The sequence below is a fragment of the Methanocaldococcus bathoardescens genome, assembly GCF_000739065.1.
Lineage (GTDB): Archaea > AGJL01 > Methanococci > Methanococcales > Methanocaldococcaceae > Methanocaldococcus > Methanocaldococcus bathoardescens.
The window spans coordinates 1,348,494-1,373,581 of sequence record NZ_CP009149.1 but is presented as its reverse complement, the minus strand read 5'-3'; the positions used below and the strand labels follow the sequence as shown (position 1 = coordinate 1,373,581).

General features: G+C 31.0%; 32 protein-coding genes. 8 read left to right on the top strand and 24 right to left on the bottom strand.

Going from position 1 to position 25,088, the window contains the following annotated elements; genetic code table 11:
- Positions 1–320 precede the first annotated feature (320 nt).
- The 3 genes from leuC (at position 321) to hjc (ending at position 2,628) form a co-directional block, all read left to right on the top strand.
- The gene (gene leuC / locus JH146_RS07280) at positions 321–1,595 is read left to right on the top strand and encodes an isopropylmalate/citramalate isomerase large subunit (RefSeq protein WP_048202350.1); all 1,275 of its coding nucleotides are present in this window, start codon (positions 321–323) and stop codon (positions 1,593–1,595) included.
- Positions 1,596–1,757: 162 nt separating this feature from the next.
- A complete protein-coding gene (locus JH146_RS07275) occupies positions 1,758–2,225 on the top strand; it encodes a methanogenesis marker 6 protein (RefSeq protein ID WP_048202349.1) in 468 nt (155 codons plus the stop codon).
- Positions 2,215–2,628 carry a Holliday junction resolvase Hjc gene (hjc, locus tag JH146_RS07270; protein WP_048202348.1) on the top strand — a complete coding sequence of 138 codons (414 nt, stop codon included), beginning with the start codon at positions 2,215–2,217 and terminating at the stop codon, positions 2,626–2,628. The genes JH146_RS07275 and hjc overlap by 11 nt, the downstream gene beginning before the upstream one ends.
- On the opposite strand, the gene JH146_RS07265 is transcribed toward hjc, so the two are convergent.
- From JH146_RS07265 to JH146_RS07255, 3 genes are all read right to left on the bottom strand, one after another.
- Entirely contained in the window at positions 2,614–3,027 is a 414-nt protein-coding gene (locus JH146_RS07265; RefSeq protein ID WP_048202347.1) for a hypothetical protein, read from the bottom strand. The genes hjc and JH146_RS07265 overlap by 15 nt on opposite strands.
- An 86-nt stretch (positions 3,028–3,113) precedes the next feature.
- A complete protein-coding gene (selB, locus tag JH146_RS07260) occupies positions 3,114–4,511 on the bottom strand; it encodes a selenocysteine-specific translation elongation factor (RefSeq protein WP_173400837.1) in 1,398 nt (465 codons plus the stop codon).
- A gap of 136 nt (positions 4,512–4,647) precedes the next feature.
- The gene (locus JH146_RS07255; RefSeq protein WP_048202346.1) at positions 4,648–5,043 is read right to left on the bottom strand and encodes an Rpp14/Pop5 family protein; all 396 of its coding nucleotides are present in this window, start codon (positions 5,041–5,043) and stop codon (positions 4,648–4,650) included.
- 137 nt (positions 5,044–5,180) lie between these two features.
- On the opposite strand from JH146_RS07255, the gene nadC reads away from it, so the two are divergent.
- Together nadC and JH146_RS07245 are read left to right on the top strand one after the other, a co-directional pair.
- On the top strand, positions 5,181–6,035 hold the full coding sequence (gene nadC / locus JH146_RS07250) for a carboxylating nicotinate-nucleotide diphosphorylase (RefSeq protein ID WP_048202345.1): 855 nt from the start codon (positions 5,181–5,183) through the stop codon (positions 6,033–6,035).
- Between the two features lie 119 nt (positions 6,036–6,154).
- Positions 6,155–6,445 carry a hypothetical protein gene (locus JH146_RS07245; RefSeq protein WP_048202344.1) on the top strand — a complete coding sequence of 97 codons (291 nt, stop codon included), beginning with the start codon at positions 6,155–6,157 and terminating at the stop codon, positions 6,443–6,445.
- Here the strand turns inward: JH146_RS07245 and JH146_RS07240 are convergent.
- From JH146_RS07240 to pheS, 5 genes are read right to left on the bottom strand one after another with little or no spacing between them, the layout of a single operon-like run.
- A complete protein-coding gene (locus tag JH146_RS07240) occupies positions 6,432–6,866 on the bottom strand; it encodes a DUF2120 family protein (protein WP_048202343.1) in 435 nt (144 codons plus the stop codon). The genes JH146_RS07245 and JH146_RS07240 overlap by 14 nt on opposite strands.
- 12 nt (positions 6,867–6,878) lie before the next feature.
- Positions 6,879–7,820, bottom strand: a complete 942-nt coding sequence (mdhB, locus tag JH146_RS07235; RefSeq protein WP_048202342.1) for an L-2-hydroxycarboxylate dehydrogenase — start codon at positions 7,818–7,820, stop codon at positions 6,879–6,881.
- Positions 7,821–7,865: 45 nt separating this feature from the next.
- The gene (locus tag JH146_RS07230) at positions 7,866–8,657 is read right to left on the bottom strand and encodes an SAM-dependent methyltransferase HcgC family protein (RefSeq protein WP_048202341.1); all 792 of its coding nucleotides are present in this window, start codon (positions 8,655–8,657) and stop codon (positions 7,866–7,868) included.
- Between the two features lie 35 nt (positions 8,658–8,692).
- Entirely contained in the window at positions 8,693–9,160 is a 468-nt protein-coding gene (locus tag JH146_RS07225; RefSeq protein WP_048202340.1) for a DUF3236 domain-containing protein, read from the bottom strand.
- A 17-nt stretch (positions 9,161–9,177) separates the two neighbouring features.
- Positions 9,178–10,620 (bottom strand): phenylalanine--tRNA ligase subunit alpha, encoded by a 1,443-nt coding sequence (gene pheS, locus JH146_RS07220; protein ID WP_048202339.1) that lies wholly within the window; start codon positions 10,618–10,620, stop codon positions 9,178–9,180.
- Between the two features lie 505 nt (positions 10,621–11,125).
- Here pheS and JH146_RS07215 point away from each other — a divergent pair.
- The gene (locus tag JH146_RS07215; RefSeq protein ID WP_048202338.1) at positions 11,126–12,079 is read left to right on the top strand and encodes a TIGR01212 family radical SAM protein; all 954 of its coding nucleotides are present in this window, start codon (positions 11,126–11,128) and stop codon (positions 12,077–12,079) included.
- Between the two features lie 417 nt (positions 12,080–12,496).
- Here JH146_RS07215 and JH146_RS07210 read toward each other — a convergent pair whose 3' ends face one another.
- On the bottom strand, positions 12,497–13,510 hold the full coding sequence (locus JH146_RS07210; protein WP_048202337.1) for an ATP-binding protein: 1,014 nt from the start codon (positions 13,508–13,510) through the stop codon (positions 12,497–12,499).
- 44 nt (positions 13,511–13,554) lie between these two features.
- Positions 13,555–15,033: a cobyric acid synthase CobQ gene (gene cobQ / locus JH146_RS07205; RefSeq protein ID WP_048202336.1), complete on the bottom strand. Its 1,479-nt coding sequence runs from the start codon at positions 15,031–15,033 to the stop codon at positions 13,555–13,557.
- Between the two features lie 95 nt (positions 15,034–15,128).
- Here cobQ and dph2 point away from each other — a divergent pair, with 95 nt between their 5' ends.
- The gene (gene dph2 / locus JH146_RS07200; RefSeq protein WP_048202335.1) at positions 15,129–16,100 is read left to right on the top strand and encodes a diphthamide biosynthesis enzyme Dph2; all 972 of its coding nucleotides are present in this window, start codon (positions 15,129–15,131) and stop codon (positions 16,098–16,100) included.
- 7 nt (positions 16,101–16,107) lie between these two features.
- Here dph2 and JH146_RS07195 read toward each other — a convergent pair whose 3' ends face one another.
- Complete coding sequence (locus JH146_RS07195; protein WP_048202334.1) at positions 16,108–16,404, bottom strand: hypothetical protein; 297 nt, start codon at positions 16,402–16,404, stop codon at positions 16,108–16,110.
- Between the two features lie 139 nt (positions 16,405–16,543).
- Here JH146_RS07195 and JH146_RS07190 point away from each other — a divergent pair, with 139 nt between their 5' ends.
- The gene (locus JH146_RS07190) at positions 16,544–17,122 is read left to right on the top strand and encodes a TIGR00288 family NYN domain-containing protein (protein ID WP_048202333.1); all 579 of its coding nucleotides are present in this window, start codon (positions 16,544–16,546) and stop codon (positions 17,120–17,122) included.
- A 30-nt stretch (positions 17,123–17,152) separates the two neighbouring features.
- On the opposite strand, the gene JH146_RS07185 is transcribed toward JH146_RS07190, so the two are convergent.
- The 13 genes from JH146_RS07185 to JH146_RS07120 all read right to left on the bottom strand — a co-directional run bounded on the left by JH146_RS07185 (position 17,153) and on the right by JH146_RS07120 (position 25,060).
- Positions 17,153–17,749, bottom strand: coding sequence for an EMC3/TMCO1 family protein (locus JH146_RS07185; protein ID WP_048202332.1), 597 nt, complete (start codon positions 17,747–17,749; stop codon positions 17,153–17,155).
- A 71-nt stretch (positions 17,750–17,820) separates the two neighbouring features.
- Positions 17,821–18,399, bottom strand: a complete 579-nt coding sequence (locus JH146_RS07180; protein WP_048202331.1) for an adenylate kinase — start codon at positions 18,397–18,399, stop codon at positions 17,821–17,823.
- 47 nt (positions 18,400–18,446) lie between these two features.
- Entirely contained in the window at positions 18,447–19,757 is a 1,311-nt protein-coding gene (gene secY / locus JH146_RS07175; RefSeq protein ID WP_048202666.1) for a preprotein translocase subunit SecY, read from the bottom strand.
- Positions 19,758–20,064: 307 nt separating this feature from the next.
- Positions 20,065–20,496 (bottom strand): uL15 family ribosomal protein, encoded by a 432-nt coding sequence (locus tag JH146_RS07165; RefSeq protein ID WP_048202329.1) that lies wholly within the window; start codon positions 20,494–20,496, stop codon positions 20,065–20,067.
- Between the two features lie 11 nt (positions 20,497–20,507).
- The gene (gene rpmD, locus JH146_RS07160) at positions 20,508–20,972 is read right to left on the bottom strand and encodes a 50S ribosomal protein L30 (RefSeq protein WP_048202328.1); all 465 of its coding nucleotides are present in this window, start codon (positions 20,970–20,972) and stop codon (positions 20,508–20,510) included.
- A gap of 65 nt (positions 20,973–21,037) precedes the next feature.
- Complete coding sequence (gene rpsE, locus JH146_RS07155) at positions 21,038–21,691, bottom strand: 30S ribosomal protein S5 (protein WP_048202327.1); 654 nt, start codon at positions 21,689–21,691, stop codon at positions 21,038–21,040.
- Between the two features lie 10 nt (positions 21,692–21,701).
- The gene (locus tag JH146_RS07150) at positions 21,702–22,289 is read right to left on the bottom strand and encodes a 50S ribosomal protein L18 (protein ID WP_048202326.1); all 588 of its coding nucleotides are present in this window, start codon (positions 22,287–22,289) and stop codon (positions 21,702–21,704) included.
- A 29-nt stretch (positions 22,290–22,318) separates the two neighbouring features.
- Positions 22,319–22,768: a 50S ribosomal protein L19e gene (locus tag JH146_RS07145; protein WP_048202325.1), complete on the bottom strand. Its 450-nt coding sequence runs from the start codon at positions 22,766–22,768 to the stop codon at positions 22,319–22,321.
- 64 nt (positions 22,769–22,832) lie between these two features.
- Positions 22,833–23,258: a 50S ribosomal protein L32e gene (locus tag JH146_RS07140; protein WP_048202324.1), complete on the bottom strand. Its 426-nt coding sequence runs from the start codon at positions 23,256–23,258 to the stop codon at positions 22,833–22,835.
- 27 nt (positions 23,259–23,285) lie between these two features.
- Positions 23,286–23,834 carry a 50S ribosomal protein L6 gene (locus JH146_RS07135; protein WP_048202323.1) on the bottom strand — a complete coding sequence of 183 codons (549 nt, stop codon included), beginning with the start codon at positions 23,832–23,834 and terminating at the stop codon, positions 23,286–23,288.
- Between the two features lie 38 nt (positions 23,835–23,872).
- Positions 23,873–24,265 carry a 30S ribosomal protein S8 gene (locus tag JH146_RS07130; RefSeq protein ID WP_048202322.1) on the bottom strand — a complete coding sequence of 131 codons (393 nt, stop codon included), beginning with the start codon at positions 24,263–24,265 and terminating at the stop codon, positions 23,873–23,875.
- A gap of 48 nt (positions 24,266–24,313) precedes the next feature.
- Entirely contained in the window at positions 24,314–24,475 is a 162-nt protein-coding gene (locus JH146_RS07125) for a 30S ribosomal protein S14 (protein ID WP_010869970.1), read from the bottom strand.
- Positions 24,476–24,487: 12 nt separating this feature from the next.
- Positions 24,488–25,060 (bottom strand): 50S ribosomal protein L5, encoded by a 573-nt coding sequence (locus JH146_RS07120; RefSeq protein WP_048202321.1) that lies wholly within the window; start codon positions 25,058–25,060, stop codon positions 24,488–24,490.
- Between the last annotated feature and the right edge of the window lie 28 nt (positions 25,061–25,088).

Here is a 25,088-nt window from a genome sequence, read left to right as displayed (position 1 = left end):
AGTTCCTCTCAGATACCCCAAAGGGCTCATCACATTTTCAGTTTTTGCTACTCATCATCGAGGACTATTTTGATTAATAGGACTTTCGCAGGAATAAATATTTATAAGGAAAATTAACAGGTTAATTGAAGCCGATGGCTTCAAAATTGCCTTAATAAATATTTGAAGTGCATTCAACCTGTTAATGATACCTTTAGCATCCAAGTTCCAAAGTTAATATATAAAGTGCGAAAGTCCTATTAAGTTTTTTATATGACTATTATAAATATAATTGCACCATCATTCTTAAACATTTATCAATTAATTGATAAGGTGAAAGTATGGGAATGACAATTGTTGAAAAGATATTGGCAAAAGCTTCTGGAAAGAAAGAGGTTAGCCCAGGAGATATTGTAATGGCAAATATAGATGTAGCAATGGTTCATGACATTACAGGGCCTTTAACAGTTAATACATTAAAAGAATATGGAATTGAGAAAGTTTGGGACCCAGAGAAAATTGTTATCTTATTTGACCACCAAGTTCCTGCTGATAGCATAAAAGCAGCTGAAAACCATATATTAATGAGAAAATTTGTTAAAGAACAGGGCATTAAATACTTCTACGATATTAGAGAAGGAGTTTGTCATCAAGTATTGCCTGAGAAAGGACATATAGCTCCTGGAGAAGTTGTTGTTGGTGCTGACAGCCATACATGCACACACGGAGCTTTAGGAGCATTTGCTACAGGAATTGGTTCAACAGACATGGCTCACGTATTTGCAACAGGCAAATTATGGTTTAAAGTTCCTGAAACAATATACTTCAACATTACTGGTGAATTAAAACCTTACGTTACTTCAAAGGATGTAATTTTAAGTATTATAGGAGAAGTTGGTGTTGATGGAGCCACTTACAAAGCATGTCAGTTTGGAGGAGAAACAGTTAAAAAAATGAGTATTGCCTCAAGAATGACCATGACAAACATGGCTATAGAGATGGGTGGAAAGACAGGAATTATAGAGCCAGATGAAAAAACAATACAGTATGTAAAAGAAGCTATGAAGAAGCATGGAACTGAAAGACCATTTGAAGTAATAAAAGGAGATGAAGATGCAGAATTTGCAGAGGTTTATGAGATTGAAGCAGATAAGATAGAGCCAGTCTTTGCATGCCCACACAACGTAGATAATGTTAAGCAGGCAAGAGAAGTTGCAGGAAAACCAATAGACCAAGTATTCATAGGAAGCTGTACAAACGGAAGATTAGAAGATTTAAGAATGGCTATTGAAATCATTGAAAAGCATGGAGGAATTGCTAAAGGAGTTAGAGTTGTAGTTACCCCAGCTTCAAGAGAAGAATATTTAAAGGCATTAAAAGAAGGAATAATTGAGAAATTCTTAAAGTATGGATGTGTTGTCACTAATCCTTCATGCTCTGCATGTATGGGTTCATTATATGGAGTTTTAGGTCCTGGAGAAGTTTGTGTTTCAACATCAAACAGAAACTTTAGAGGTAGACAAGGTTCATTGGAAGCAGAGATTTACTTAGCATCACCAATAACAGCTGCTGCATGTGCTGTTAAAGGAGAACTTGTAGACCCAAGAGATTTATAATTCTAAGCTAAATTTTATTTATTCTTTTTTGCTATTTTTATATCAAAAATAATTTAACCCAATTTTTTCTTTTTTAGAGCTTTGGTTGGTGTTTAATTGAATGACAACATTTATAAAATATAAAAAGAAAATTTTAAATTAATATTAAAATATGGTGAAATAATGAAAAAAACAAAAGTCATAGTCTTAGCTGAAAATGCCTTAACAACCCCAGGTAAATTAGTGAGGTATTTAAACTCATTAAATCTACCAATTATTGTAAAAGAGACATGTTTTGGGGCATATATTGAAGGAGAAGAAGAGTTGGTAGATAAATTAGCTCAAGAAATTAGAAATTATGAAAAGAATAGAATATTTTGTAAAGATAGGGGCTACCCTATTTGGGATAAAAGAAGATGTAGAGCATTTAGAGGAGGGGGGCCAAGAGAGGGTTTCCATCAATTAGAGGCTGAGCAAGCGGTTTTAGATAAAATTGGTTTAGCATTAGATAAACTTGAAAAAGAAGGGTTAAAGCCAATGGAAGAAGTTTTAGCTAAAGAAAATGAATTGATAGAAAAAGAGAAAAAAATATCGGTAGAAGAGTTTAAAAATATCATTGAAAAAGTATTAGGGAGCAAAAATGAGACATAAATATAGGAAAGGAAGCACTTTTGAGAGAGAATTAAAAAAACTTTTAGAAAAGGAAGGATTTGCGGTAATTAGAAGTGCAGGTAGTAAAGGGGTTGATTTAATAGCTGGAAGAAATGGAGAGATTTTAATATTTGAGTGTAAATCATCTTCAAAAAGCAAATTTTATATAAACAGAGAAGATGTAGAAAAACTCATCAACTTCTCTAAAACATTTGGAGGAAAGCCTTATTTGGCGGTAAAGTTTAACGGAGAGATGTTATTTATAAATCCTTATCTTTTATCAACTAATGGAAAAAACTATGTGATTGATGAGAAAATAAAAATTATTGCCGTTGATTTTTATGAAGTTGTTGGTAGAGGAAAACAATTAAAAATAGACAATTATAATTTAATCCAATTTTAAGTTTTCACTTATAATTTTTGTTATAATAATGCTCAACAATGCAATTTTTTTTGGTTTTACTACAACTGATATATGTTTATCATCTTTATGAAATCCAACGAGAATTGAAGCTACCCTATTTTCATCAGCCGGTAAAACACCAATTGAAACTCTCCCATCAATACCAAAAACTGTTCCAATATCATGAATGTGATAAACTTTAATGTTATCTTTTTTAAAGTCCTTGTTTATTTTCTCTGCCACTAATGCACTCTGTTCCATTAAAATTTTTAATAAAGCGGCTGATTCAAAATTCATTTTTATACTTTCCTCAACATCCTTAGATTTCATTTTAAAAATCACTGTTTTTCCATCACACTCTACACCTAATTTTTTGTATGGCAAATCAACTACATACACAGTTCTCACCAGGACATTTGGAAGTTAAGATAAATTTAACGGTAAAATCTATTTTGTTGTCTTGAGTATATAAAAGATACGGTTTGTTATCCCCATTTTCTAACTCTTTTTAATATAGCTCTTTCTCCCCCACTAACCTCTCCGTTAAATTCAACAATCAAAAAGCCTTTAGTCCCAAACGTCTTTCTTATAATTCCCCACACATTTTTATCTGGAACATAAACTTTTTCTCCAATAAGTTTTTCTCCAGATGATTTAGAAGAAGCTAATCCTTCAATATAAATTTTATCTTTTTTCTTAACCACTTTTCCTTCTTTTACAACTATCTTTTTAACTTCCACATCTTCAAAGCCAATAACTTCCCCAAAACCACAAATTCTTAATGTTGTTGGTGGTAGGTCTAATCTCATTATCAAAACTTTATCTCCTTCATCAACAACAACTTTTTCCTCTAATTTAAAGATACAGTAGCAAGAATCCCCACCTTTAATTTCTTCTAATACTATTGGTTCTTCTTTATCATTAACCTTCTCTATTTTATATGGAATTATCGTAGCTGGAACTGTTAAAAGCCCTATATTTATATGAACCTTCATTTTTGGGGCTAAGTTATATTTGAACAATTCAAGAATCTTTATCTTTGCTATAAACTTATCTACAACCTTTAATTTTGTATCTTCTGAAGTTAATATACATCCTCTAAACAAACTATCTGGCTCTACTCCAATTAAAGATATCCCTACTCTATCTCCAGCATAAGCTTTCTCAACATCCTGTTTAAAGCACTGTATGCTTTTAACCTTAACCTCATGGTTTATAGGTAGAATCCTTAAAGTATCTCCAACCTCTACCTTCCCTTTATGAATTGTTCCTGTTATAACAGTTCCAACTCCTTTTATTTTAAATGCATGGTCAATAGGCATTTTTAAATAGCTGTTTATCTCTCTCTCAATATTTAAGCTGTCCAATAAATTTTTAAGCTCTTTCTTTAATTCCTCTATTCCCTCTCCAGTTTTTGCTGAGATTTTAATAATCTTAGAGTTCTTTAAATTCATTGTTGAGTTCAATATTTGCTTCATAAATGTTTCAGTTCTTTTAATCTCTTCATCATTTGCAATATCTATCTTATTTATAACAACAATCGTAGGGATGTTTAATAAATCTAAAACTAATAGATGTTCTCCTGTTTGTGTTTTTGGCCCTTCTTTAGCATCTACAACCAATAAAGCAGCATCTATAATATTTCCTGCTCCGATAGCTGTTCTTATCAACTCAGAATGTCCTGGGGCATCAACTAAGGTAATTCTATATCTATCTAATGTGAAAGAAGAGAATCCTAAATCAATAGTTATTCCTCTTTTTTGAGATTCTTTTGGTTTATCTAATGCAGATGTTGAGACAATCTCTGTTAGCTGTTTTGCTAATTGTGTTTTTCCATGGTCAATATGCCCAAACAATCCAACATTTACATTTTTCATTTCCATAAAACTCCACCTCCATAGGGCTCCGCCCTATTGGTATACCCGACGTCCATTAAGTTGCCTCTTTCAGAGGCAATTAATGTCCAACCATTTTATAATAATATACGTTAAAGACTTTGAATCGTATGACTAAAATTATTTATTTTTGTTTTTTAGCTCTTAACCTTTCTCTTCTAATTATATACCATCTTTTTGGTTTCTTTATTCCTAAAAATTTGATTTTTGCCTTTCTTATTGTTCCAGAAACTCCTAAGCAGATAATATTTATTGGCTTCTCTTTAAATTCTCTAACCAAAATTAAAGAGCTTTTTACATAATCAACATTCTCCCTCTGGCATCTCAAAATTCCATAGGGGAAATTATAATAAACAAGCCATGGATTTGCCTTGGATGTTCCCCAAGAGCCGTAATATTCTAAAACAGCTTTTCTAATTAAATTAACGACCTCTCCCTCTTTTAACTCTTCATCATATAATATTTTAAAGGCAATATATCTCTTTTTCTCTCTTAAAGTTGGAGGTAGTGTTTTGAGCATTCTATCACTCAGTCAAATAGCAATTGCATTTAGAAATTTTTAAAATTTTATATTACACATATTTTTTAACAAAAGTTTTTATTATTTAAGGTTTATTAAATTAAAATAACCAAAAAAATTTTAACCGAGGGATATTTATGCTCAAAGATTACGCTCTCAAAATACTAAAAAAATCTTTGGAATATGATGTTGGATTTGGAGATATCACAACAAATTCTATAATTCCGGAAGATATAAAAGCTAAAGGTGTAATTAAAGCTAAAGAACCATGTATTGTTTGTGGTATTGATTTTATTGTTGCATTTTTTGAAGAATATGGTATAAAATGCAAGAAATTATTTAATGATGGGGAAGAAGCTTATGGAAACATATTAGAGCTTGAAGGAGATGCGAGAACAATATTAATGCTTGAAAGAACCGCTTTAAATTTACTAATGTATCTATCTGGAATAGCCACAATGACAAATAGAGTAGTTAAAAAAGTTAGAAAAGTGAATAAAAAAGTTAGGATTGCCTGCACAAGAAAAACTCTTCCTCTATTATCTCCTTTACAAAAATATGCCATATATGTCGGTGGAGGAGATACACATAGATTTAGGTTAGATGACTGTGTTTTGATTAAAGACAATCATATAGCAATAGTTGGAATAAAAGAAGCTATAAAAAGAGCTAAGAATAATGTTAGCTTTACAAAAAAGATTGAAGTTGAAGTTAGCAACTTAGAGGAGTTAAAAGAAGCATTAGGAGAGAGGGCTGATATAATAATGCTTGACAACTTTAAGCTAAAAGATGTTGAAAAAGCTTTAAAGATAATTGATGATTTTGAAAAAAATACTGGTTTTAGACCAATAATTGAAGTTAGTGGCGGAATTAAAGAAGATAATATTTTAGAATATGCAAAATACAACGTTGATGTCATATCAATGGGTGCTTTAACACATTCAGTAAAAAGTGTTGATATGAGTTTAGATTTAACATTTTCGACTAAGTAGATAAAAATAATAAAAAATAAAAAGAATGATAACTAAATAATCTAATATTATCAGTAAAATAATTGGGTATTATTACTTAAAATTGTAAACAATTAAATAACATAAATTCGGGTCATATTATGGGCGAAATTATTATTATCATGCTGTTATTGACATCTGCTGGATTAATTGGGATATATTGCATATTAAACAAAGATAAAACTCAGGCAATAAAGACATACAAAAAACTTCAAGAGGAAAAAATAGATAATGAAATTAAAATGCTAAAAAGCTTAAAAGGTAATATATCCTCAAAAGCATCTGATGACATTATTAAAAATATAATGAATAGCAGAAACACACTTTTAGAAAACGCCCTTAAAGATGACTTTATGGAAGTAGATATTTACAGCAAAATTAGGAAAGATTAGTAAATAAAACACCAACAACCTCAATAAATTTTGGATTTTTTAATTTTTTATCAAAATACATACAAACTCCAACCATTATATTTCTTTTTTTGGCTATAACGTAATCACACTCACATCCAATCATTTCAAAACTCTCTTTCATTCTTTCAAAACCAAAAGTGTCAGGGTAGAGAGGATTTTCATTTAAAATCTCATTTATTCTACTAACAAACTTATCTATCTCATCAACGTCCTCTATTATCTCAAAACCTTCTTTTTTCAATTTTTCAGTTAAATAATTTTTAATGTCTTCATATTTTTCAAATTCATCATCTCTACAAACTCCTTTAACCATCAACATCTCATCAGTTTCAAACAATGGCTTAGAACCCTTAAAAGCATTTAAAGCATGCATTAATCTGCCTATATTAGCCTTCCACATACTAACACCAATTTATAAATTTTTAACTTCTTCACAGTATCTCTTAATAATTTCAGCTGATTTTCTAAATGCAATTAACTCATCCTTATCTAACTCAATTGATACAATCTCTTCTATTCCATCTCTCCCAATCTTTACTGGAACTCCAATGCATAAATCCCTAATTCCATCAAACTCCCCATCTACATAGGCAGATAATGTTAATAATCTCTTCTCATTATTTACAATACATCTAACTACATTTAAAATAGCTGCCGCTGGGCCGAATTCAGAGCCACCTTTTAATTTAATAATCTGTTCCCCCTTTGTTTTAACATCCTCTATAATTTCATCTATTGGCAAATCCTTAAATTCTTCAAACTTATCAATTGGAATACCTCCTATTGAAGTAGCACTCAATAATGGCACCATACTGTCTCCATGTTCTCCAATAATTCTTGTCCTAACCTCATCAATATGAACTCCAAAGAACTTAGCAATAGCTACCTTAAATCTTAAAGAATCTAAGTGAGTTCCCAAACCAAAAACCTGATTTCTTTCAAATTTTGAATCCACCAAAGCTTTATATGTCATTACATCCACAGGGTTTGTTATAACAAATATCTTTGTATCACATATTTCAGCTATTTTTTTAGCATACTTGCCAACAATTTTTGCATTTATTTTTGCTAAATCCATTCTACTCATTCCTTCTTTTCTTGGGACCCCACTTGTTATTATAACAATATCACTCTCATCAATAATCTTTAAGTTTTCATCGCTCTCAACATATATGTTTGCATCACTTCTTGTTCCTGCTAAGGCGTCATAAATATCTCTCCTCAACCCTTCTAATTTATTTATTGAATGTTCTCTCCCTATCAAAACCAAATCTTTCATAAAAGGTTCTTTAGCCAATAATAAAGCTGTTGCAGAACCTACTCTACCAGAAGCTCCTATAATTGTAACTTTCATAGTATCCCTCAAAAAAGTTTTTAATAATCAAAATTAAAATAGAAATTAAAGCTCTTCAACAAAAGAGTAGATTAAATTAATATTATTTGAAAGTATCTCTTCAGCTTCATCTAATACATCATTTAATGTGCTTATAGTAATTGCTGGCTGTGAAATCTCTGATAAAAATTTGTGAATATCATTTTCGTGGAATAAAATTCCTTCATAATACCTTAGATTTGGGATAGCATATAAAACCCCGTCTAATGATGTTATTTCTCTTGAAGCATCAACTATTGTATCAATTGTTAAAGTCATAGTCCCAGATGTTTTTGAAACTCTCGCCTTTCTATAGGTCTTTAAAACCCCTACTTTTGCCTTTTCAATGAATGGGGCTGTTCTTTTGTAAGTGTTATCTGCATCATAAATATCAACATCAAAAACCCCCTTAGGGTCTTCAACAATAAGAACCTTTGGATTAAATTTAGCCAAAAATTCTGGTTCAACTCCTCCCAATCCTGTCAAATCAACAATTAAATCAGGATTTACCTCATTTTTCATAAGCTTTAATTTAAATTCATTTAAATTTAAGAATTTTATGCTGTTGTTGTTTGGAACAAATCCTTTCATAAATTCGTGTATATCAACTAAATAAACTCTATCAGCATATTTTGAGAGATTTTTAGCTACATAATTCCCCCACAAATAAACCCCAAATATTACAACCTCCTTAAATTCCTCTCCCTCTAAGAAATTCCTAATTGCATGGTATTTTTTCTTAGCTATTTCATTTATTACATCGATAACCTTTGTTTTTGTATCAATTGTTTTTACTGTCTCAGTTATCCCATACTTCATAACCCTACACCTCCACAAAATGAAAAAATATTAAATTAAATAGAAATTCCAATCCTACTCAACGCTTCAATTAACTCTCTCTTTATTCTCTCCCCTATATCCTCTTTATGAATAACTGATGAAGGTGATAGAGAAGCCGTCAAAATTCTTCCTTTCTCATCCAATATTATAAGCATAGAACCAGAGCCTGGAACTCCCAATCTTCCTCTCGCAATGTATAAATCAGCTCTTTCAGTATCAACAGCTATCAAACCCTTAGTTATGGCTGGCATTCGCGTTAAATCAGCAAATCTTGTATCTATGTCAAGCATCTTTATCTCTGCATTACAAACTCTTAACATAATATCTCTTATTACTTTAAATTTCTTTTGATTGTTTGTAGCAGCAACAATTTTTTTGGCATTAATTATTTTTTCCTGAATTTTTTTTAGCTCTTCCTCTTTATCCCCTCTTCTAACGTTGTTGATTGATTCAATAAAAGCTTTTTTAATAGTTTCTTCCATTACAATCACATCTTTAATTATACTCTCTTTAACCAATCTAAATCATTCTTATGCAAATCTCTAATGTCTGTTAATCCAAATCTAAGCATAGCCAATCTACTAAACCCGATACCCCAAGCTAAGACAGGTTTTTTAATACCTATTGGTTCTAAAACTTCTGGTCTAAATATTCCTGCCCCTAAGATTTCTAACCATCCTTTGCCTTCTAAGTAAACTTCAGCTTCTAAAGATGGTTCAGTGAATGGGAAGTATGCAGGTCTAAATCTAACCTTTTCAAAGCCCAATCTATTTAAAAATTCTTTTAAAACTCCAATTAAGTTGTTGAAATTAACATTATCATCCATTATAATTCCTTCACACTGATAAAACTCTGGCAAATGTTTATAATCAATTGCTTCATTTCTAAATACTCTATCTATACAAAATACTTTGTGTGGTTTTTCTTTTTCTTCTTCTGATAATGAAGCTAAATATCTTATTGATGATGCAGTTGTGTGAGTTCTTAAAATCAATCTTCTTGAAACATTTTCATCAAATTTATATTTCCAGCACCTCTCATGCACTTCTTTAACTTTTTCCAATAAATCTTCTGGGATGTTCCCAACTTTTGGATATTTTAAGAAGAAAGTGTCTTGCATTTCTCTTGCAGGATGGTCTTGCGGCTCAAACAACATATCAAAGTTCCAAAACTCTGTTTCTACAATTGGACTTTTCACTTCTTTAAACCCCATAGCCAATAAAATTTCTTTAACTTCTCTAATAATTCTTGTTAATGGATGAACTTTAGCTGGATATACTGGCTTTGTAGGAACTTTTACATCATAAGGTCTTATATATGCCTTTTTCCATCTTCCGCTTATTATAACATCTCTTGTTAATTGAGTTATTTCTTCCTCAATCTCAATTGGATTTTTTATAAACTCTTTTCCTTTTTCAGTTAATTTTATCTTTATTTCTTTCTCTTCATTAAAATCTACATATCCTCTCTTTTTTAAAATCTCAATAATCTTTTTTTCTTCTTCATTAAAGTCGTCAAGATATTTATTTTCTTTAATTTTTTGTAACATCTCTTCTTCAACATCTTTATAATCCAAATTTTCAAAAATAATTTTTCCTTTTTCAATCTTTGCTATTCCTTTTCTTTTTATAGCTCCTAAAGCGGCATTAATTTCTTCTTTTGGTAAAATATCTTTTAAATTCTTAATTTCAATCTCATTTGTGTTTTGTTGCTTTAAATATTTAGCTATCTTTCTCTCTGGAAACTCATCTTCATTAATGAGTTTTATTACTTTTTTTACTTTCTCCTCTGTTTCTACTAAACCTTTACCAGATAACCATAAAGCCACTCTTAAAATCTTTTCTTTAGGCATAAACTTTTCTAACTCATTTAAATCAAACTCCTCTCTATTATTATCTTGAAAAATCTTTAACAACCTTTTCTCGTCTATGTGAAGTTCCATAATCATCACCGCATATCCCTTAAATTATTATGTTTGTATAATGCCATTTCCTTAATAAATAGATAACTATGTTTATTAACTATGTTTTAGATTTCCAAAAGTTTTTTAATAGGTTCATTTATAGTTTTTTGCAAAATATCTTAGAATGAATAAGGAAGATGTGAAGCCTTATTGGGCTTCAAATATGCCTTTTTAAGTTTAATTTTCAATTTACAAAAAACTATATTTCATATATTTATTTTTTAAGCATTTTCTTGTTTATTTTTTTCTACTTATAGAATTTTTTGATTTAAATTCATGACTTTTTATTTTTTTCATGACTTTTATTCATTAACATTCTTATTTTCATCTATTGAACTAAATAATTAATTAAATAATTATTAAATAGTCAAATCTAAATAATCAATCAACCTTTTATGCTAATATTTGAGATTAACTTATATTAATGTAATGAACCATATTATTAGTATAGTTATTTTATTAGTCATTTAATTTGGGGGTTATTATGTTTAATGATGAAGATATTAAGATAATTGATGAAATTTATAATGAAGGCCACCTATTTGCACAATATGGAATCTACATAAAGAAAAAATTCAAACAGAAAATTTTCAAAATTCCTGTTGATATTGGTCTTTCCTGCCCCCACAAAAAAAATAATGGATGCATATATTGTCCAAAAATGGGAAGGCCGATATCTGTTAAATACTGCAATGCAAAAATCCCATTAAAAGAGCAAATTGAAAAACAAATGGAAAATCAAAGAAAGAAGGGATTTAAAAAATTCTGCATCTATTTTTATCCCGGAACTAATACCTATGCACCAGTAGAAAAACTAAAAGAAATTTGGGATTTTTGCCTATCTTATGAAGATGTTATTGGATTATCAATAGGAACTCGACCAGATTGCTTAGAAAAAGAAAAACTTGATATATTGGCTGAGTATGTTGAAAATGGCTATGACATTTGGATAGATTTAGGAATTCAAAGTATGCATCAAAAAACACTTGATATTTTAAATAGAGGGCATAATGTATCTGATATAATAAAAGCAATAAAAGAATGTCACAAAAGGGGAATAAAAGTTTGTGGTCATGTAATTTTAGCTCTACCTGGGGAAACTTGGATAGAGATGATGGAAACTGCAAAAATCTTATCTTTATTAGAAATTGAAGCAGTTAAAATTTATCCATTAGTTGTCATTAAAGGCACAAAATTGGAAGAGTTGTATTGGAAAGGAGAATACAAAACTTTAGATGAAAAGCAATATATAAATTTAGTTTGTGATTTTTTAGAGCATTTGTCTCCTTATGTGCTAATTCAAAGATTATCTAAGGACAGAGTTCCAGAAAACATTAAGGTATCTCCAGAATGGTATCTCGGCAGATTGAAGATTATGAACAAAGTAAGTGAAATATTGAAAAAAAGAGGAACTAAGCAGGGAGCAAGATTTTTTTAAATAATTTTTTTAATTAAGCTTTTTTTGATAATAGCAAACAAATTTAAAGATTTAAGATTGTCTTCAGCCTCTAAGAGGTCTGATTTTAATAGATATTTAGATAGAAGATACACAGCACGTAAAAGTGATAGTATTTCCATCCTCCAAGAGGTCTGATTTTAATAGGGGCAATATCCACTACAATAGTTTTAAACTCTTCCTATATTTAAGCTTTTCTATGCCTTATTTTTCTAAGGATGAATAACCATCCCACAATATAAACCTACTTATATTTAAAAATTTCTTTATCTTTCTAATATAAAGATTTGATTTATTAGTTGGGGAAATTTTATTTGGCTAATTTATAAAAAATCTAAAAACAATTCCAAATATACAACTCCTTAGAAATTAAATTAAAAATCCTCCAAATAAGTTAAATTAAATACTACCCTCATCATAAGGATTTTTGCTATAATATTCAACTGTTTTTAAAGCAGAGCTAACTACCATCTCCCTAATGTTTGGTATTTCATCCTCCAACTTCTCCAAAATTTCGTGGCATCTCCTTCTTACACTATCTCCTCTATCTCTACTATATGGACACATATCCTTATCTTTGTAATACTCTATTCCACACTCTTCGAGAGCTTTTATTATATCTCTCTCCAACACAGGAAGCATAGGTCTAATGATTATGCACTCCTCCAACGGAATTTTAAAGCTCTGATAATCAACCTCGTTGTATTTAAACCTCGTTAATGGCCTCATAAACTTTAATCTCTCTCCTTTAAAAATATTAGCTAAAATTGTATCTGAATTGTCATCTAAATTATGTCCATAAGCTAACTTAACTTTTTCATGAGGGATGTTTTCCTTTTCAGCAATTTCTTTAGCCAATTTTCCCAACAAACGCCTTTTAATTACAGAGCATGAGAAGCAAGGAGAAAACTCCATTCCTTTGGAATTTTTTGTTAATATTTCAGATAATTCAACAACATCCAAATCATTTTTTAATATTAAGTGAGGGACATCCAACATTTCACAGTGATGCTTTATTAACTTAACTCCCTCTTTATCCTCACTCCAAGGCCTAATCCCTCCAATATTCACATCTACAGTGACAGCCATCAATTTTATTCCATATTTCCTTCTATAAACCTCCAATAAATGCAACAACAATAAACTATCCTTTCCTCCACTCAACCCAACTATAACAACATCCCTTGGAGCTATGATTTTATGCTTATTAATAAATCTCCCAACCTTTGTTGATACATATTCATAAGTTTTTGAATACACTACTGGAACCCCAAACTCTTCTTCAATTTTATCCATCTTTGTTCTTGATAACCTTGCCATTCTCTTGTTATTAACTAAAATTTTGTCCTTCCTTATAGTTAAAAAGAATGGATTTGCATATTTCTTTAACTCTCTTAAGTTAATCTCTGCCATTTGTATCCCAGTTTATTTTTTTATTTTAAATAGTTTTATTCTATTTAAATACCCAATGGCTCTAAATTAACATTTCTCTCTACAACTTCAGCAAAGTAATTTAAACTTTTTTCTATGCTATCTTTATAAGAATCTCCATCAATCTCATCCAAACCTTTCCTTCTTCTAATTAAATTAATAATATAATTTCTAAACTCATAATTTTCAAATATTCCATGAAAGTATGTTCCTATAGCCAATCCATCACCAAATTTCTTAATAGAGCCATCAAAACCATTTCCACAGTTTCCAAAGCCTCTTTCAACCTTTATAAGTGGTTTTTCATTTGAATACGTTATCCCTTCATGTATCTCATAACCCTTAACTCTAAATGTTTTATTGTCCATATTTAAATAACCATAAGAGTTTTTAACTACTTTATCATTTCCAAAATATGTTTTTGCATCAAAAATTTTCAAACCATCAATATCTCCAACATCTGATTCTTTTTTTTGTTTATCAATAAGCTCTTTTCCCATGACTTGATAACCTCCACATATTCCGATAACAATCCCTCCATCCTTCAAAAATTCTAAAACTTTTTCATCAAAGTTATGTTCTTTCATAAGATACGCTTCTTTTGTTGAACTTCTTGTTCCCGGAAGGATTAAAATATCTCCAGTAATATCATCATCAAAATCAATAAACTTTATAAATGCATCGTATCTTAATGGGTCTAAGTCAGTGAAATTTGATATCTTTGAAAATCTAACAACATTAATCTCTACTCCACTTTTCACATTTCCAAAACTTCTCATACTCTGCAAAACTTGACTATCTTCCTCTGGCAAGACGAGATTTTCATCATAAGGCACTATACCTAAAACAGGAATTCCAGTTAACTCTTCAATTTTTTCAATTCCTTCTTTTAAAACCTCTGCATTTCCTCTAAATTTATTTATCACAATCCCTTTAATAAGCTTTCTCCAATTTTCTGGAAGAAGTTTTATAGTTCCATATATTGAAGCAAAAACTCCTCCTCTATCAATATCTGCAACTAAAATTGCCTTAGCATTTACAAGCTCAGCTATCCTTAAGTTTGCTATATCATCCTTCAACAAATTTATTTCACAGCAACTTCCAGCACCTTCCATAACAACATAATCATACTCTTTATCTAAAATTTCCAAACTTTCTTTAATTTTTTGTAAAAAGAAATCTTTATTCTTTCTATATCCATTGTAGTTCATATCCTTGTATGGCTTTCCATGAACTATAACCTGAGAAATGAAATTACCTTTTGGTTTTAATAATATTGGATTAAAATGGACTGACGGCTCTACCCTACATGCTAAACTTTGAGTGTATTGAGCTATCGCAATCTCTCCATCTTCCTTTGCAACTCTTGAATTCAAACTCATATTTTGAGATTTGAATGGGGCTACTTTATAGCCCTTATTTGATAGAATTCTACATAATCCTGCAGTTATTGTTGTTTTTCCACTATTTGATGATGTTCCAACAACCATTATAAACTCTGCCATTGTGTCACCAAAAGTTTAATATTTATTAAATTGACATTTTGACATTGAATTATAACTCTCTAAGTATCTTGTTAAATATCTTTTGCGTGATAGTCATGTTTGATTTAGAAACAGAAAGAGTTATAAAAGAAATCGAAAATTTAAATAAAAAGAATCCAAAAGTGGTTTTTCAAGCTCCAGAAGGTTTAAAACTACCTATTGAAAAAGAAATTGAAAAAATTAAAAAATATTTTAAAGAGAAAGGAAAAAATGTTGAAATATATCTATGGGGCGGTAGTTGCTTTGGTGCCTGTGATTTAATAGACAACTATATTAAAAACTTAAATGTTGATTTAATTGTCCATTACGGGCATGAAAAACTAAGCTACGCAGAGCCAGAGATTAAAACTCTCTTTATTCCTGCATATCACGTATTTGATAAAGATGAAGAAGAAAAAATTCTAAATGACATAAAAAACTTTATAGAAAAACATGAAAATGAAGGAAAAAAAGTTGCTATAGCAACAACCATCCAATATAAAAAACTTTTAAAGGATTTCAATCCAAGTATAATTTTAGGTTGTAGAGGGGAAGTTAAAGAAGGGGATGTTATATTATTTGTTGGAACTGGAAGATTTCATCCTTTAATGATTGCTTACAAGTATCAAAGAGAGGTTTTCATATATAACCCTGTTTCCAAGTGTTTTGATAAGATATCTGAAGAAGAGATTAATAAATTTATAAAAAAGAGAATTTTGGCAGTGTCCAAATTAATGCTAAATAAACCAAAAAAGGTTGGAGTTGTTTTATCAACAAAAAAAGGACAGTGTAGGAAAAATGTCTTTGATGAAATTATAAAATTATTGGAAGAAAATAATATCAACTATATCCCAATAGTTGTTGATAATCTCTCTCCAGAAATTTTATTCTATGATGTTGATTGCTATATAATAGTCGCATGCCCAAGAATCGTGTTAGATGATTATATCCTATACAAAAAACCAATTTATACTCCAGAAGAGTTTAAACTCTTCCTAAAAAATAGCTTTGAATATAAGTTTGATGAGATTAAAGAGGATGATTTTTAAAATTAAGTTAGCAGAATGTCCTATTTGTTGCTGGTATGCAGAGAGTTTCATTACAGTTTGGGCATGTTATAGTAACTTTATCTTTTTCATAGTAAGCTTTAAATGGTTTTTTACAGTAAGGGCAGAGATATATCCTTCCACCAGTTTCTTTACACTCTCCAACTTCTCCGACTGTTGGATATCTTTCAAAAGTAATTTTACTTTCTTTATTTTGATATTTAAAGAATTTTTCAACCATATTTAAGTAAATATTAACTGCGGCTTCATTTACACAATCTTTTCCACAGTATGGACAATTATACATGAAATCACCCCATAAAGTTATTTATTGTTATTTAATCATATTATATAAATTATCATTTTGCCACATATATTATAAATATATTCCGTTTCGTTTAACAGTGTTAGTTAATTATTTTTTATTACTCAATGTTGGTGAAATTATGTGGAAAAAGTTGGAAAGTTTGACAAGTAAAATTTACGAAAAGGCGAGAAAAAGAAAGGGAGAACACAAAATTGCACTATTAATTGATGGTCCAAACATGCTTAGAAAAGAATTTAATATTGATTTGGATAAAATTAGAGAAGTTTTAAGTGAATTTGGTGATATTGTTATTGGTAGAGTTTATTTAAATCAATATGCATCAGATAAGTTAATAGAGGCTGTTATAAATCAAGGTTTTGAGCCAAAAATATCTGCTGGAGATGTAGATGTTGAAATGGCTGTTGATGCTACTGAGCTCGTGTTTAATCCAAATATAGACACCATTGCCTATGTAACAAGAGATGCTGACTTTCTTCCAGCAATCAGAAAGGCAAAAGAAAGGGGGAAAAAGGTTATAGTCATAGGAGCTGAACCAGGATTTTCAACAGCTTTACAGAATATTGCCGATTACGTAATTAAAATTGGGGAAGAATTTCAATTAGATAGAGAAAAATTAGAGAAAAAGAAGAAAAGTAAATTTTTAAAGGTTGAAGAAAAACAGGAAAATAAAGAAGTAGATAATGAAAAAGAAGAATAATTTAATTTAGATTTTATTTTTATTTTTTTATTATTTTATTCCAAATATTTTCCTCAAAACGGTTGATGTTACAAACGAACAGAGTATATACCAACCTAACCATCCTAAAGCAGTATTAGATACTATTTTAAATCCACCTTTGTAAAATATTGAACCAAGCCAATGCCAGAAATCAATAAGCAAAATCTTAGATAATATTGTTGGTAAATATACAACAACCCCATTCCAATCAGGATTTAGCTCTTGATAAATCCCACCAAATCCATAAACGTGCTTCAAATAAATAAATATTAAAATTATTGGAATCCATGTGTATATCATCGGCTTAAAACTCATTTTCATTAGCTCAGCATTGAGTTGCATAATTCTCTGTTGTTCTTCTTGAAGCTTTTCTAACATTTCAGGATTTTTAGACATCTTTTTAAATTTAACCTGAAATTCCTGAATCTCCTTTTTTAACTCTGCCACTCTTTCCTGGTCTACTAAAAGTTTTGTGGCTGTATTTATAATTAGAGAAACAATTATTGCGATAATTAAAATTGCTAAAGCTGGATGTAAAACTTTTATTATGGGCATGAAAATTGCATCCAATGTAGTATAGAATACATTTGTTATGGATTCAAACATGCATTCACCTTAAAATTTGGTTATTTAAAAGTTATAAAAAAATATGTTAAAATATATTTAATTTAAAGGATTTATTTAAGGACTTCAACAAGTTCTTGAACTGCTTTATCTAATAAGAAGTCTCTATTCTTAATAATCTTAACTGTTGCCCCTGTTAAAACTGCATAAGTCATAGCCGCACATCTGTTCATGAATATGTGCTCTCCAATATCAACTGTTGATTCGAAATCCCTCTGCCTTGTTTCATCTTTTAATCTTCTCATCAATATTTCATCATTTTCTGCTTCAACTAAAACAATAATATCTGGATTTAATTCTTCTAAAACCCATGCTGGAAGTCCTGGAAGATAACCTTTAGGTGTTTTTATTGTACTGTGTGTATCAACAACTATGTTAGATTCCTTAGCCATTTCAGCAATCTTCTTTCCTGCTAATTTTTGTATTCTTTTCTGTGTTTCTGGGTCTAATTTTCTTAACTGGTCTCTGTGTTCAACTAAACCCTCTTCTTTAGCAATTTCAAACATTACAGTTCCGAAATTAACTATTTTGTATTCAATTCCTTCTTTCTTTAATTCTTCGATTGCCTTATTTGTAACTGTTGTTGAACCAACTCCCGGAACTCCCACAATTACTACAACCTTGTTTTTCATAATTCTCACCTCACTAAAAATTTTAGGGATTTAAAATTTCAATGACTTCACTTATTTAACAATTTTGCTATTGCTGGGTGTAACTCACTTACCTTATCTCTTAAAATCTGTTCATACATTCTATATACAATAGAAACTGTCAGTAAAACCCCTGTTCCTCCTCCTAAAGCTCCAATGAAATCAGCTATCGCTGCCAAAAGCCCAACAAAGGCAGAACTCATAACTGTTAATGGTGGAATATATTTTCTTAACCTCTGCTCAATTGCTTTTTCACTCTTTCTAAATCCTTTAATTGCCATGTTTAATGAACCAATTCTCTTAGCCATACTTTTTGGGTCTAATCCAGTAGTTTCAACCCAGAATATACCAAAGATTATACAAAATGTAATCATTGCTATCATATATACTATAGCATGTAGCGGGTCTGAGATTACACTTGTTAATCCATAAGGAGTTGATAAATAATAGGCTATCCCATCTACTGCCCTCCCCCCTTCATAATGTCCAAGTATTGGAACTCCAAGCTTATACAAAGCTAAACCCCAAAGTTGTATATTAGCGAATAACGCAGCTGCCAATATAACAGGGATGTTTGAGACATAGATAAACTTTATTGGATATTTTCCAACAGCTCCTTTAATTCTTCCATGAGCCAATGGAATCTCAACCCTCATACATTCAGCATAAACAACCATTAAGAAGACAATTATTGTCCCAATTATTGGGGCTATGTATTCAATGTTAGGCATCCCTTGAATTAATGAATTTAGGAACTTCCATAAATATCCTTCTGGCCCAAGTGCCCCAACAAATATTGTTTGTGATACACCAGCAGCAATAAACAGCCCAATACCTGAACCAATTCCATATTTTGAGACAATCTCATCTAAGTATATTAAGATTATTGAACCTAAGGCAATCTGGATAATTATCAAAAATGCCAACAATGGTGTTAAAGCTCCAAATGCTCCAGCTCCAACGAACAAAACTGCCTCAACAAAACACAGTATTATAGATAAAAGCTTCTGACATCCTTGGAATAAAGCTCTGTTTTCTGGTATTGATAAATCCATTTGGATAATTCCAGCCCCAACCAACAACTGCATGATAATTCCAGCTGTAACTATAGGCCCAATACCCAAGGTAATTAAAGTCCCCATCTTTGATGCTGTAATTGTTTGCCAAAACTCAAATATGGCTGGAATTTGAGCTCCTGCTGTATATATATCAATAGTTCCCATAATGAAATATAGAACTAAAACTATTCCGGTCCATTTAAGCTTTTCCTTGAATGATATTTCTTTAATTGGCAGTTCAACTTCAGGAATCTTTTCCAATATTGGAACTAGTTTTTTCATATATTCTTCCAAGTTCTCACCTTTTTAATGTATTAAGAATGAGTTTTTTATCAATAATTTGTTAATGGAAGTATAAATTTTTAGTGAAATTTAATCTTATAATGGGCTAAAAATGGAACAATAAAATAGAAAAATAGAAAATATGCTGAGTGTAAAAATCAGCTGGTATCTCGTAAATTCTTTTAAATTATTCTTTAAATTTTTAATATCTTTAATTCTTTGTGAAAAAAAAGATACTCTCCCCTCATCTAAAAATTTTTCAAGTTCAGAATCAAAAATTAAAAATAAAAAGAAAATTGTTAATAACTTAGAGTTCAACAACCTCTCCACCTACTGCCTCAATCTTCTCTTTTGCTTTCTCTGAAACCTCTACTGCTTTAACAATCATTGGGATTGTAACTTTTCCTTTACCTAAAACTTTTTCATAACCTAACTCAATTACATCAACAACAAATTTATCATCTTCTTTTTCAAATTTGTCTGGGTTTTTCAATACAATTTCTTCAAGTTCTCCAACATTTATTGTTTCTAACTGCTTAACTAAGCTTGGGTGTCTCTTAAATCCATACTTTCCGAAGTAGTCAGGCATGTATTTTATAATCCATGTCCATTTGTGCTTATGCCCACCAGCCATTCCTCTTCCTCCCTTGTTTCCAGCTCCTCTTCTCTTCTTGTGGCTTCCTCCTCCACAGGTTCTTGAACCTCTAATTTTTTTAACTTTTTTCTTTTTTCTAATCATAAATCATCACCTTACATCATTTTTTCTAATAATTCATTAATTTTCTCTCCTCTGTAACCTAAAGCTCCACCAACACTGAATGGTTTTTTGATTCCTCCTCTTTCAAATCCTCTTCTTGGTGGATGTAATCTAAATACTGGCTTTAATGGTGTTTCTTTTAATTTAATTTCTCCTTTTATAATCTTTTCTGCTAATTCTTCAACATCCATTCCTGTAAGCTCTTTTATAATTTCTGGGCTAACTCTCTTATTTCCTGGTAATCTTCCTCTCTTTAAAATTAATTTAACTAATGTATCTTTATCAATTTCTCCCCATGTTACGTAATCTTTAACTTTCTGCAACATTCCTTTAAATGTATCTGTTTCTGGAACTATTACACAGTGATTTACTTTGTGCAATCTCAACATTTTTAGTGTATCTGCTATATCTCTTCTTACACCAATTCTCCCTCTTATTCTAATGACAGCATAAGCCATATCTATCACCTTATTTAAAATAAAAGTTTTAAAATAGCCTCAATTTTAAAATGAGAAAAGTTAATTTACAATACTCTTCCTTCAACAATTCCTAATTTCTCCTTGTGTTTATCCATAGTTCTTGTAAAGTTCAAGCTCTTTAATGCTTCAAATGTAGCCATTGCGAAGTTGTATGTTGTTCTTGTTTCTCCAAATGTCTTTGTCCAAACATCTTTAATTCCTGCTAAACCAAGAACTGCCTTAGCAACATCCCCAGCAACTAAACCAACTCCTTTTGGAGCTGGCAATATCTCTATTGCAGTACTTCCACACTTTCCATATCCTTTGTATGGGATTGAGTGAGGTGTTCCACAACCACACTCCCAAGAACCGCAACCTCTCCTAACTCTAATAATGTTTTTCTTTGCTTGAGCTATAGCTTTTCTAATTGCAGGCCCTACTTCCTTAGCTTTACCTTTTCCTACTCCTACATAACCATTTCTGTTTCCTACAACAACTGTAGCTCTAAATCTTGCTCTTCTTCCTGACTTGTGCATTCTCTGAACTAACTTAACGTCTAAAACTTTCTCTTCTAAATCTGGAAGAAGAGCATCGACAATCTCAGGCTCTAAAATTGGTAAGTTGTTATCTAAGATGTAATCAATATCAGTTATTTGTCCTTCTTTAACCATTCTTCCAACAGTGGTTTTTGGTTCCCACTCGTCTATGTTGAATCTCATCATCTCACCTTTAGAACATGCTGTCTATCTTTGCCTTTATTTCTTCAAAGTGTTCTGGCAATTTTTCTGGTTCTAATCCCTTTTCTAAGTATTTTGAGAACTGTTTCTTGTATTTTTCTTCATCCTGTTCTTTTAACATTTCAGCGTAAGCTTTTATGTGTTCTCCTCTTATTCTGTCTTCTGATGGTAATATTTCCTCTCCGTGTGGAATTTCCATTCCAGCATCTAAAGCTCCTTTTAATATTGCAAATACAGCAGCCCCTTTTGTAGCCCTGTGCAATCCAATATCTAAAACTGCTTCAATATAGCCTTTAGCTAATGCTTTCTTACCTAATAAGTAACCTGTTAAGTATGCTGATGGCAAGTTTCCTGTATGTCCTTTGTAACCTAATTTAATTAACTCTCTTGAATGAGCTGAAACAACTGTCCTATCTCCTTTCTCATCGTACAATACAATTTGAGCAATGCAGTGGTTTAATGTTCTTCTTGCTACCAGTCTTGGTTTTCTTGATAATAATAATTTTAATCTTTTCCTGTAATCAGTTTTTGCCTCTCTTCTTCTTCTAAATTTAACTCTATAAGTTGGACCTGTTGCCATGATTCCTCACCTTCCTGCTAAAAATTGTTTTATTGTTTTAAAAGGTCGTGTTCTTTCATGTATAGGAAGAGGTGGCTTCTACTTCTGAATGCTCCTCCTTTTGCCATTCTGTAAAGTTTTCTGTAAACTTTTCTATCGATTTTTCCACTATCTCTCAACTGTTTGAGTGTTTTTCTTAAAGCTCTAATTGTAGCCATCCATTTTTCTTTTTGTGGAGTTCTTGCTCTAGCGGCCCCTCTTCTTGAACCTGGACCTCTTCTTCTACCTTTTCTTCTCTGCTCTTTTAATTTTTTAACTCTTGCACTGCTAATTCCTTTTTTCTGTTTCTTCTTAATAACTCCTTCTTTAATTAAAGCTCTTATGTCATCTTTTGACATAGCCATTTTAACTCTTTCTAATTGTGTTGGGTCAATCCAAACTCTCTCTATCCCGCATTTCAATATCTCAGCTGCCATTCTCCTTTGAACAGATACGTTCATAATTATCACCTATGATAAAAGCAAATTATCTTTAAGGAAGCCAACAGTGATTATGGAAAATAATTTATTCGTTATTTTCATTTTGTTTTTCAGCTAATTTTAATAACTCTTCCTGTTTTTCTTGTGAGATGTTTAATATTCTTATTCCTAATTCTCTTGCTCTTTTGATAATTTCAATTTTCTTTCTTTTACCAACTGTTGAAGCAATTCTTGCTCCCTGTGTTTCTGGATTTAATTTTTCTAAATCTTTTACATTGTAAACTAAAACATCCTCTAATCCGCTTGGGTGTAAACCTCTAACTGCTTTAGGTCCTCTGTATCCAATCTCAACAACAGGTGGTTTTTCTTTCCACTTTAATCTCATCTTACTGTGTCTTCCTTTTGGTCTTCTCCATTTCTCTCCTAATCTTTTGTGTCTGTGAGCTTCTTGCCTTATAAAGTCAGGCTTTTTCATTTTTAATTTAAATCTTAATCTTAATAGCCTGTTCATAATTTCCCCTCTCGCTTAAATTTTTATTTAGATAGCTTTTCCAGCTTTCTCTACAATGTAAATTCCATCCTGGAAGACTCTTGGGTCTCTTCCTTTAATTCTTGTTGCCTGCTCTATGTTAGCAGCTGTCTGCCCAACTTTTTCCTTGTCAATTCCTGTAACTATGACATCTTCTCCACTAATCTTAACTGTAACTCCTTCCATAATTCTTGCTCTTCTTGGGTGTTTCTCTCCTAAGAAGTTTTCAATGATAACTTCATTACCTTTAACGCTAACTTTCATTGGGAAGTGTGCGTATCTAATCTTTAATTTGTATGTAAATCCTTCTGTAACTCCTTTAATCATGTTGTTTATATGAGCTCTTATAGTTCCAACCATAGCTTTATCTTTTCTTCTTGGATATTCGCAAAATATAACAACTTCATCTCCTTCCTTCTTAATTACAATTTTTGGATGCTCAAATTTTCTTCTTAACTCTTTTCCTCCACTTTTTACAACAACTTCATTGTTGTTTATCTCAACTTGAACATTTTCAGGGATTTTTACCCTTTCCTCAATATAGGCAGCAACTGGCATAAACTCACCTCAAAATTTAAATTTAATTTAGAACGTGTTTAATATACATAAGCTAACAACCTTCCTCCTAATCCTTTCTTCTTTGCTTCTTCGTGGCTCATAACTCCCTGTGTTGTTGAAACAATTAATATACCAAAGTCTCTTGCTGGTAAGTATCTTTTTTCAAACTTCTCGTATCCAAATTTTTTAACTGGGAATCTTGGTTTTATAGCCCCACACTTGTTTATCTTCCCTATTAACTCAACTTTAAATATCCCGGCTCTACCATCTTCTATAAATTCAAACTCTCCTATGTAACCGTTATCTTGCATAACTTTTAAAACCCTTCCAATTAATTTAGACGCTGGTTTTATATAAACTACTTTTTTACCCACTCTCTCACAGTTAGAGATATGGTTTAATGCGTTTGCTAGTGGGTCCATTAAACTCATGTTTTCCCTCCATTAAGAATTTTTAATTTAGAGCTTGAGTGTTTTGGTTTAATCTAATTTTTTAAATCCTAATTTGTGAGCAATTTCTCTAAAGCATTGTCTGCAGAGGTTTAATCCATACTTTCTAATTAAACCTGGACCTACATGCCCACATCTTTGACATGGTCTAATTCCATAACCATACTTCTTTTTCCATGGTTTTTTTGCCATCTACATCACCTTTTATTGTGTTTCTTCTTCCTCTTCTAACAATACTCTCTCAACTTTAACTCCAAATGTTTTTTCTATAAATTCAATAGCTTCTTCTCTTGTTAATCTGTGTCTTCTTGGAATCTTAGCTCTGCATCTCTTTCTTCTCTTAACTCTAAATCCAGGCCTCTCTAATGTAACACAAACGTCCATACCATAAACTCCAATCATTGGGTCGTATTTTTGTCCAGGGAAGTCAATGTGTTCATGAATACCAAATGAGAAGTTTCCGTAATCGTCAAAGGAGTAATCATATAATTTTTTACCTTCTTTTTGGAAAGCTTCAAATGCATTCTTTAAAAATTCCTCTGCTTTCTTTCCTCTTAATGTAACTTTTAATCCAATTGGTAACTTCTTTCTAATTCCAAATGATGGGTTTGTTTGCTTAGCTCTTGTTCTTATTGGTTTTTGTCCTGTCAATTCTTCCATAACTTGAGCTCCTTTTGTTAATCTATCTCCACTTTCTCCTACCCCAAAATTAACAACAACTTTTTCAATTCTTGGTTTTAACATCGGATTCTTTTGCCATAATTCTTCAAAGCTCATGTTTCTCCCTCATTGTCTAATTTATAAA

Coding starts and splice junctions, on each gene's coding strand:
- JH146_RS07120 (WP_048202321.1), bottom strand. CDS start 25,060: ATGAGCTTTGAAGAATTATGGCAAAAGAATCCGATGTTAAAACCAAGA.
- JH146_RS07125 (WP_010869970.1), bottom strand. CDS start 24,475: ATGGCAAAAAAACCATGGAAAAAGAAGTATGGTTATGGAATTAGACCA.
- JH146_RS07145 (WP_048202325.1), bottom strand. CDS start 22,768: ATGAACGTATCTGTTCAAAGGAGAATGGCAGCTGAGATATTGAAATGC.
- JH146_RS07165 (WP_048202329.1), bottom strand. CDS start 20,496: ATGATTAGAAAAAAGAAAAAAGTTAAAAAAATTAGAGGTTCAAGAACC.
- leuC (WP_048202350.1), top strand. CDS start 321: ATGGGAATGACAATTGTTGAAAAGATATTGGCAAAAGCTTCTGGAAAG.
- JH146_RS07210 (WP_048202337.1), bottom strand. CDS start 13,510: ATGGCAGAGATTAACTTAAGAGAGTTAAAGAAATATGCAAATCCATTC.
- selB (WP_173400837.1), bottom strand. CDS start 4,511: ATGGAAATGAAAAATGTAAATGTTGGATTGTTTGGGCATATTGACCAT.
- cobQ (WP_048202336.1), bottom strand. CDS start 15,033: ATGGCAGAGTTTATAATGGTTGTTGGAACATCATCAAATAGTGGAAAA.
- JH146_RS07275 (WP_048202349.1), top strand. CDS start 1,758: ATGAAAAAAACAAAAGTCATAGTCTTAGCTGAAAATGCCTTAACAACC.
- JH146_RS07225 (WP_048202340.1), bottom strand. CDS start 9,160: ATGGAAGAAACTATTAAAAAAGCTTTTATTGAATCAATCAACAACGTT.
- JH146_RS07190 (WP_048202333.1), top strand. CDS start 16,544: ATGTGGAAAAAGTTGGAAAGTTTGACAAGTAAAATTTACGAAAAGGCG.
- rpsE (WP_048202327.1), bottom strand. CDS start 21,691: ATGAGATTCAACATAGACGAGTGGGAACCAAAAACCACTGTTGGAAGA.
- JH146_RS07180 (WP_048202331.1), bottom strand. CDS start 18,399: ATGAAAAACAAGGTTGTAGTAATTGTGGGAGTTCCGGGAGTTGGTTCA.
- rpmD (WP_048202328.1), bottom strand. CDS start 20,972: ATGGCTTATGCTGTCATTAGAATAAGAGGGAGAATTGGTGTAAGAAGA.
- dph2 (WP_048202335.1), top strand. CDS start 15,129: ATGTTTGATTTAGAAACAGAAAGAGTTATAAAAGAAATCGAAAATTTA.
- JH146_RS07150 (WP_048202326.1), bottom strand. CDS start 22,289: ATGGCAACAGGTCCAACTTATAGAGTTAAATTTAGAAGAAGAAGAGAG.
- JH146_RS07135 (WP_048202323.1), bottom strand. CDS start 23,834: ATGCCAGTTGCTGCCTATATTGAGGAAAGGGTAAAAATCCCTGAAAAT.
- JH146_RS07140 (WP_048202324.1), bottom strand. CDS start 23,258: ATGAACAGGCTATTAAGATTAAGATTTAAATTAAAAATGAAAAAGCCT.
- JH146_RS07195 (WP_048202334.1), bottom strand. CDS start 16,404: ATGTATAATTGTCCATACTGTGGAAAAGATTGTGTAAATGAAGCCGCA.
- JH146_RS07240 (WP_048202343.1), bottom strand. CDS start 6,866: ATGTGGAAGGCTAATATAGGCAGATTAATGCATGCTTTAAATGCTTTT.
- JH146_RS07185 (WP_048202332.1), bottom strand. CDS start 17,749: ATGTTTGAATCCATAACAAATGTATTCTATACTACATTGGATGCAATT.
- nadC (WP_048202345.1), top strand. CDS start 5,181: ATGCTCAAAGATTACGCTCTCAAAATACTAAAAAAATCTTTGGAATAT.
- JH146_RS07255 (WP_048202346.1), bottom strand. CDS start 5,043: ATGCTCAAAACACTACCTCCAACTTTAAGAGAGAAAAAGAGATATATT.
- JH146_RS07130 (WP_048202322.1), bottom strand. CDS start 24,265: ATGAGTTTAATGGACCCACTAGCAAACGCATTAAACCATATCTCTAAC.
- pheS (WP_048202339.1), bottom strand. CDS start 10,620: ATGGAACTTCACATAGACGAGAAAAGGTTGTTAAAGATTTTTCAAGAT.
- secY (WP_048202666.1), bottom strand. CDS start 19,757: ATGAAAAAACTAGTTCCAATATTGGAAAAGATTCCTGAAGTTGAACTG.
- JH146_RS07245 (WP_048202344.1), top strand. CDS start 6,155: ATGGGCGAAATTATTATTATCATGCTGTTATTGACATCTGCTGGATTA.
- JH146_RS07215 (WP_048202338.1), top strand. CDS start 11,126: ATGTTTAATGATGAAGATATTAAGATAATTGATGAAATTTATAATGAA.
- hjc (WP_048202348.1), top strand. CDS start 2,215: ATGAGACATAAATATAGGAAAGGAAGCACTTTTGAGAGAGAATTAAAA.
- JH146_RS07230 (WP_048202341.1), bottom strand. CDS start 8,657: ATGAAGTATGGGATAACTGAGACAGTAAAAACAATTGATACAAAAACA.
- mdhB (WP_048202342.1), bottom strand. CDS start 7,820: ATGAAAGTTACAATTATAGGAGCTTCTGGTAGAGTAGGTTCTGCAACA.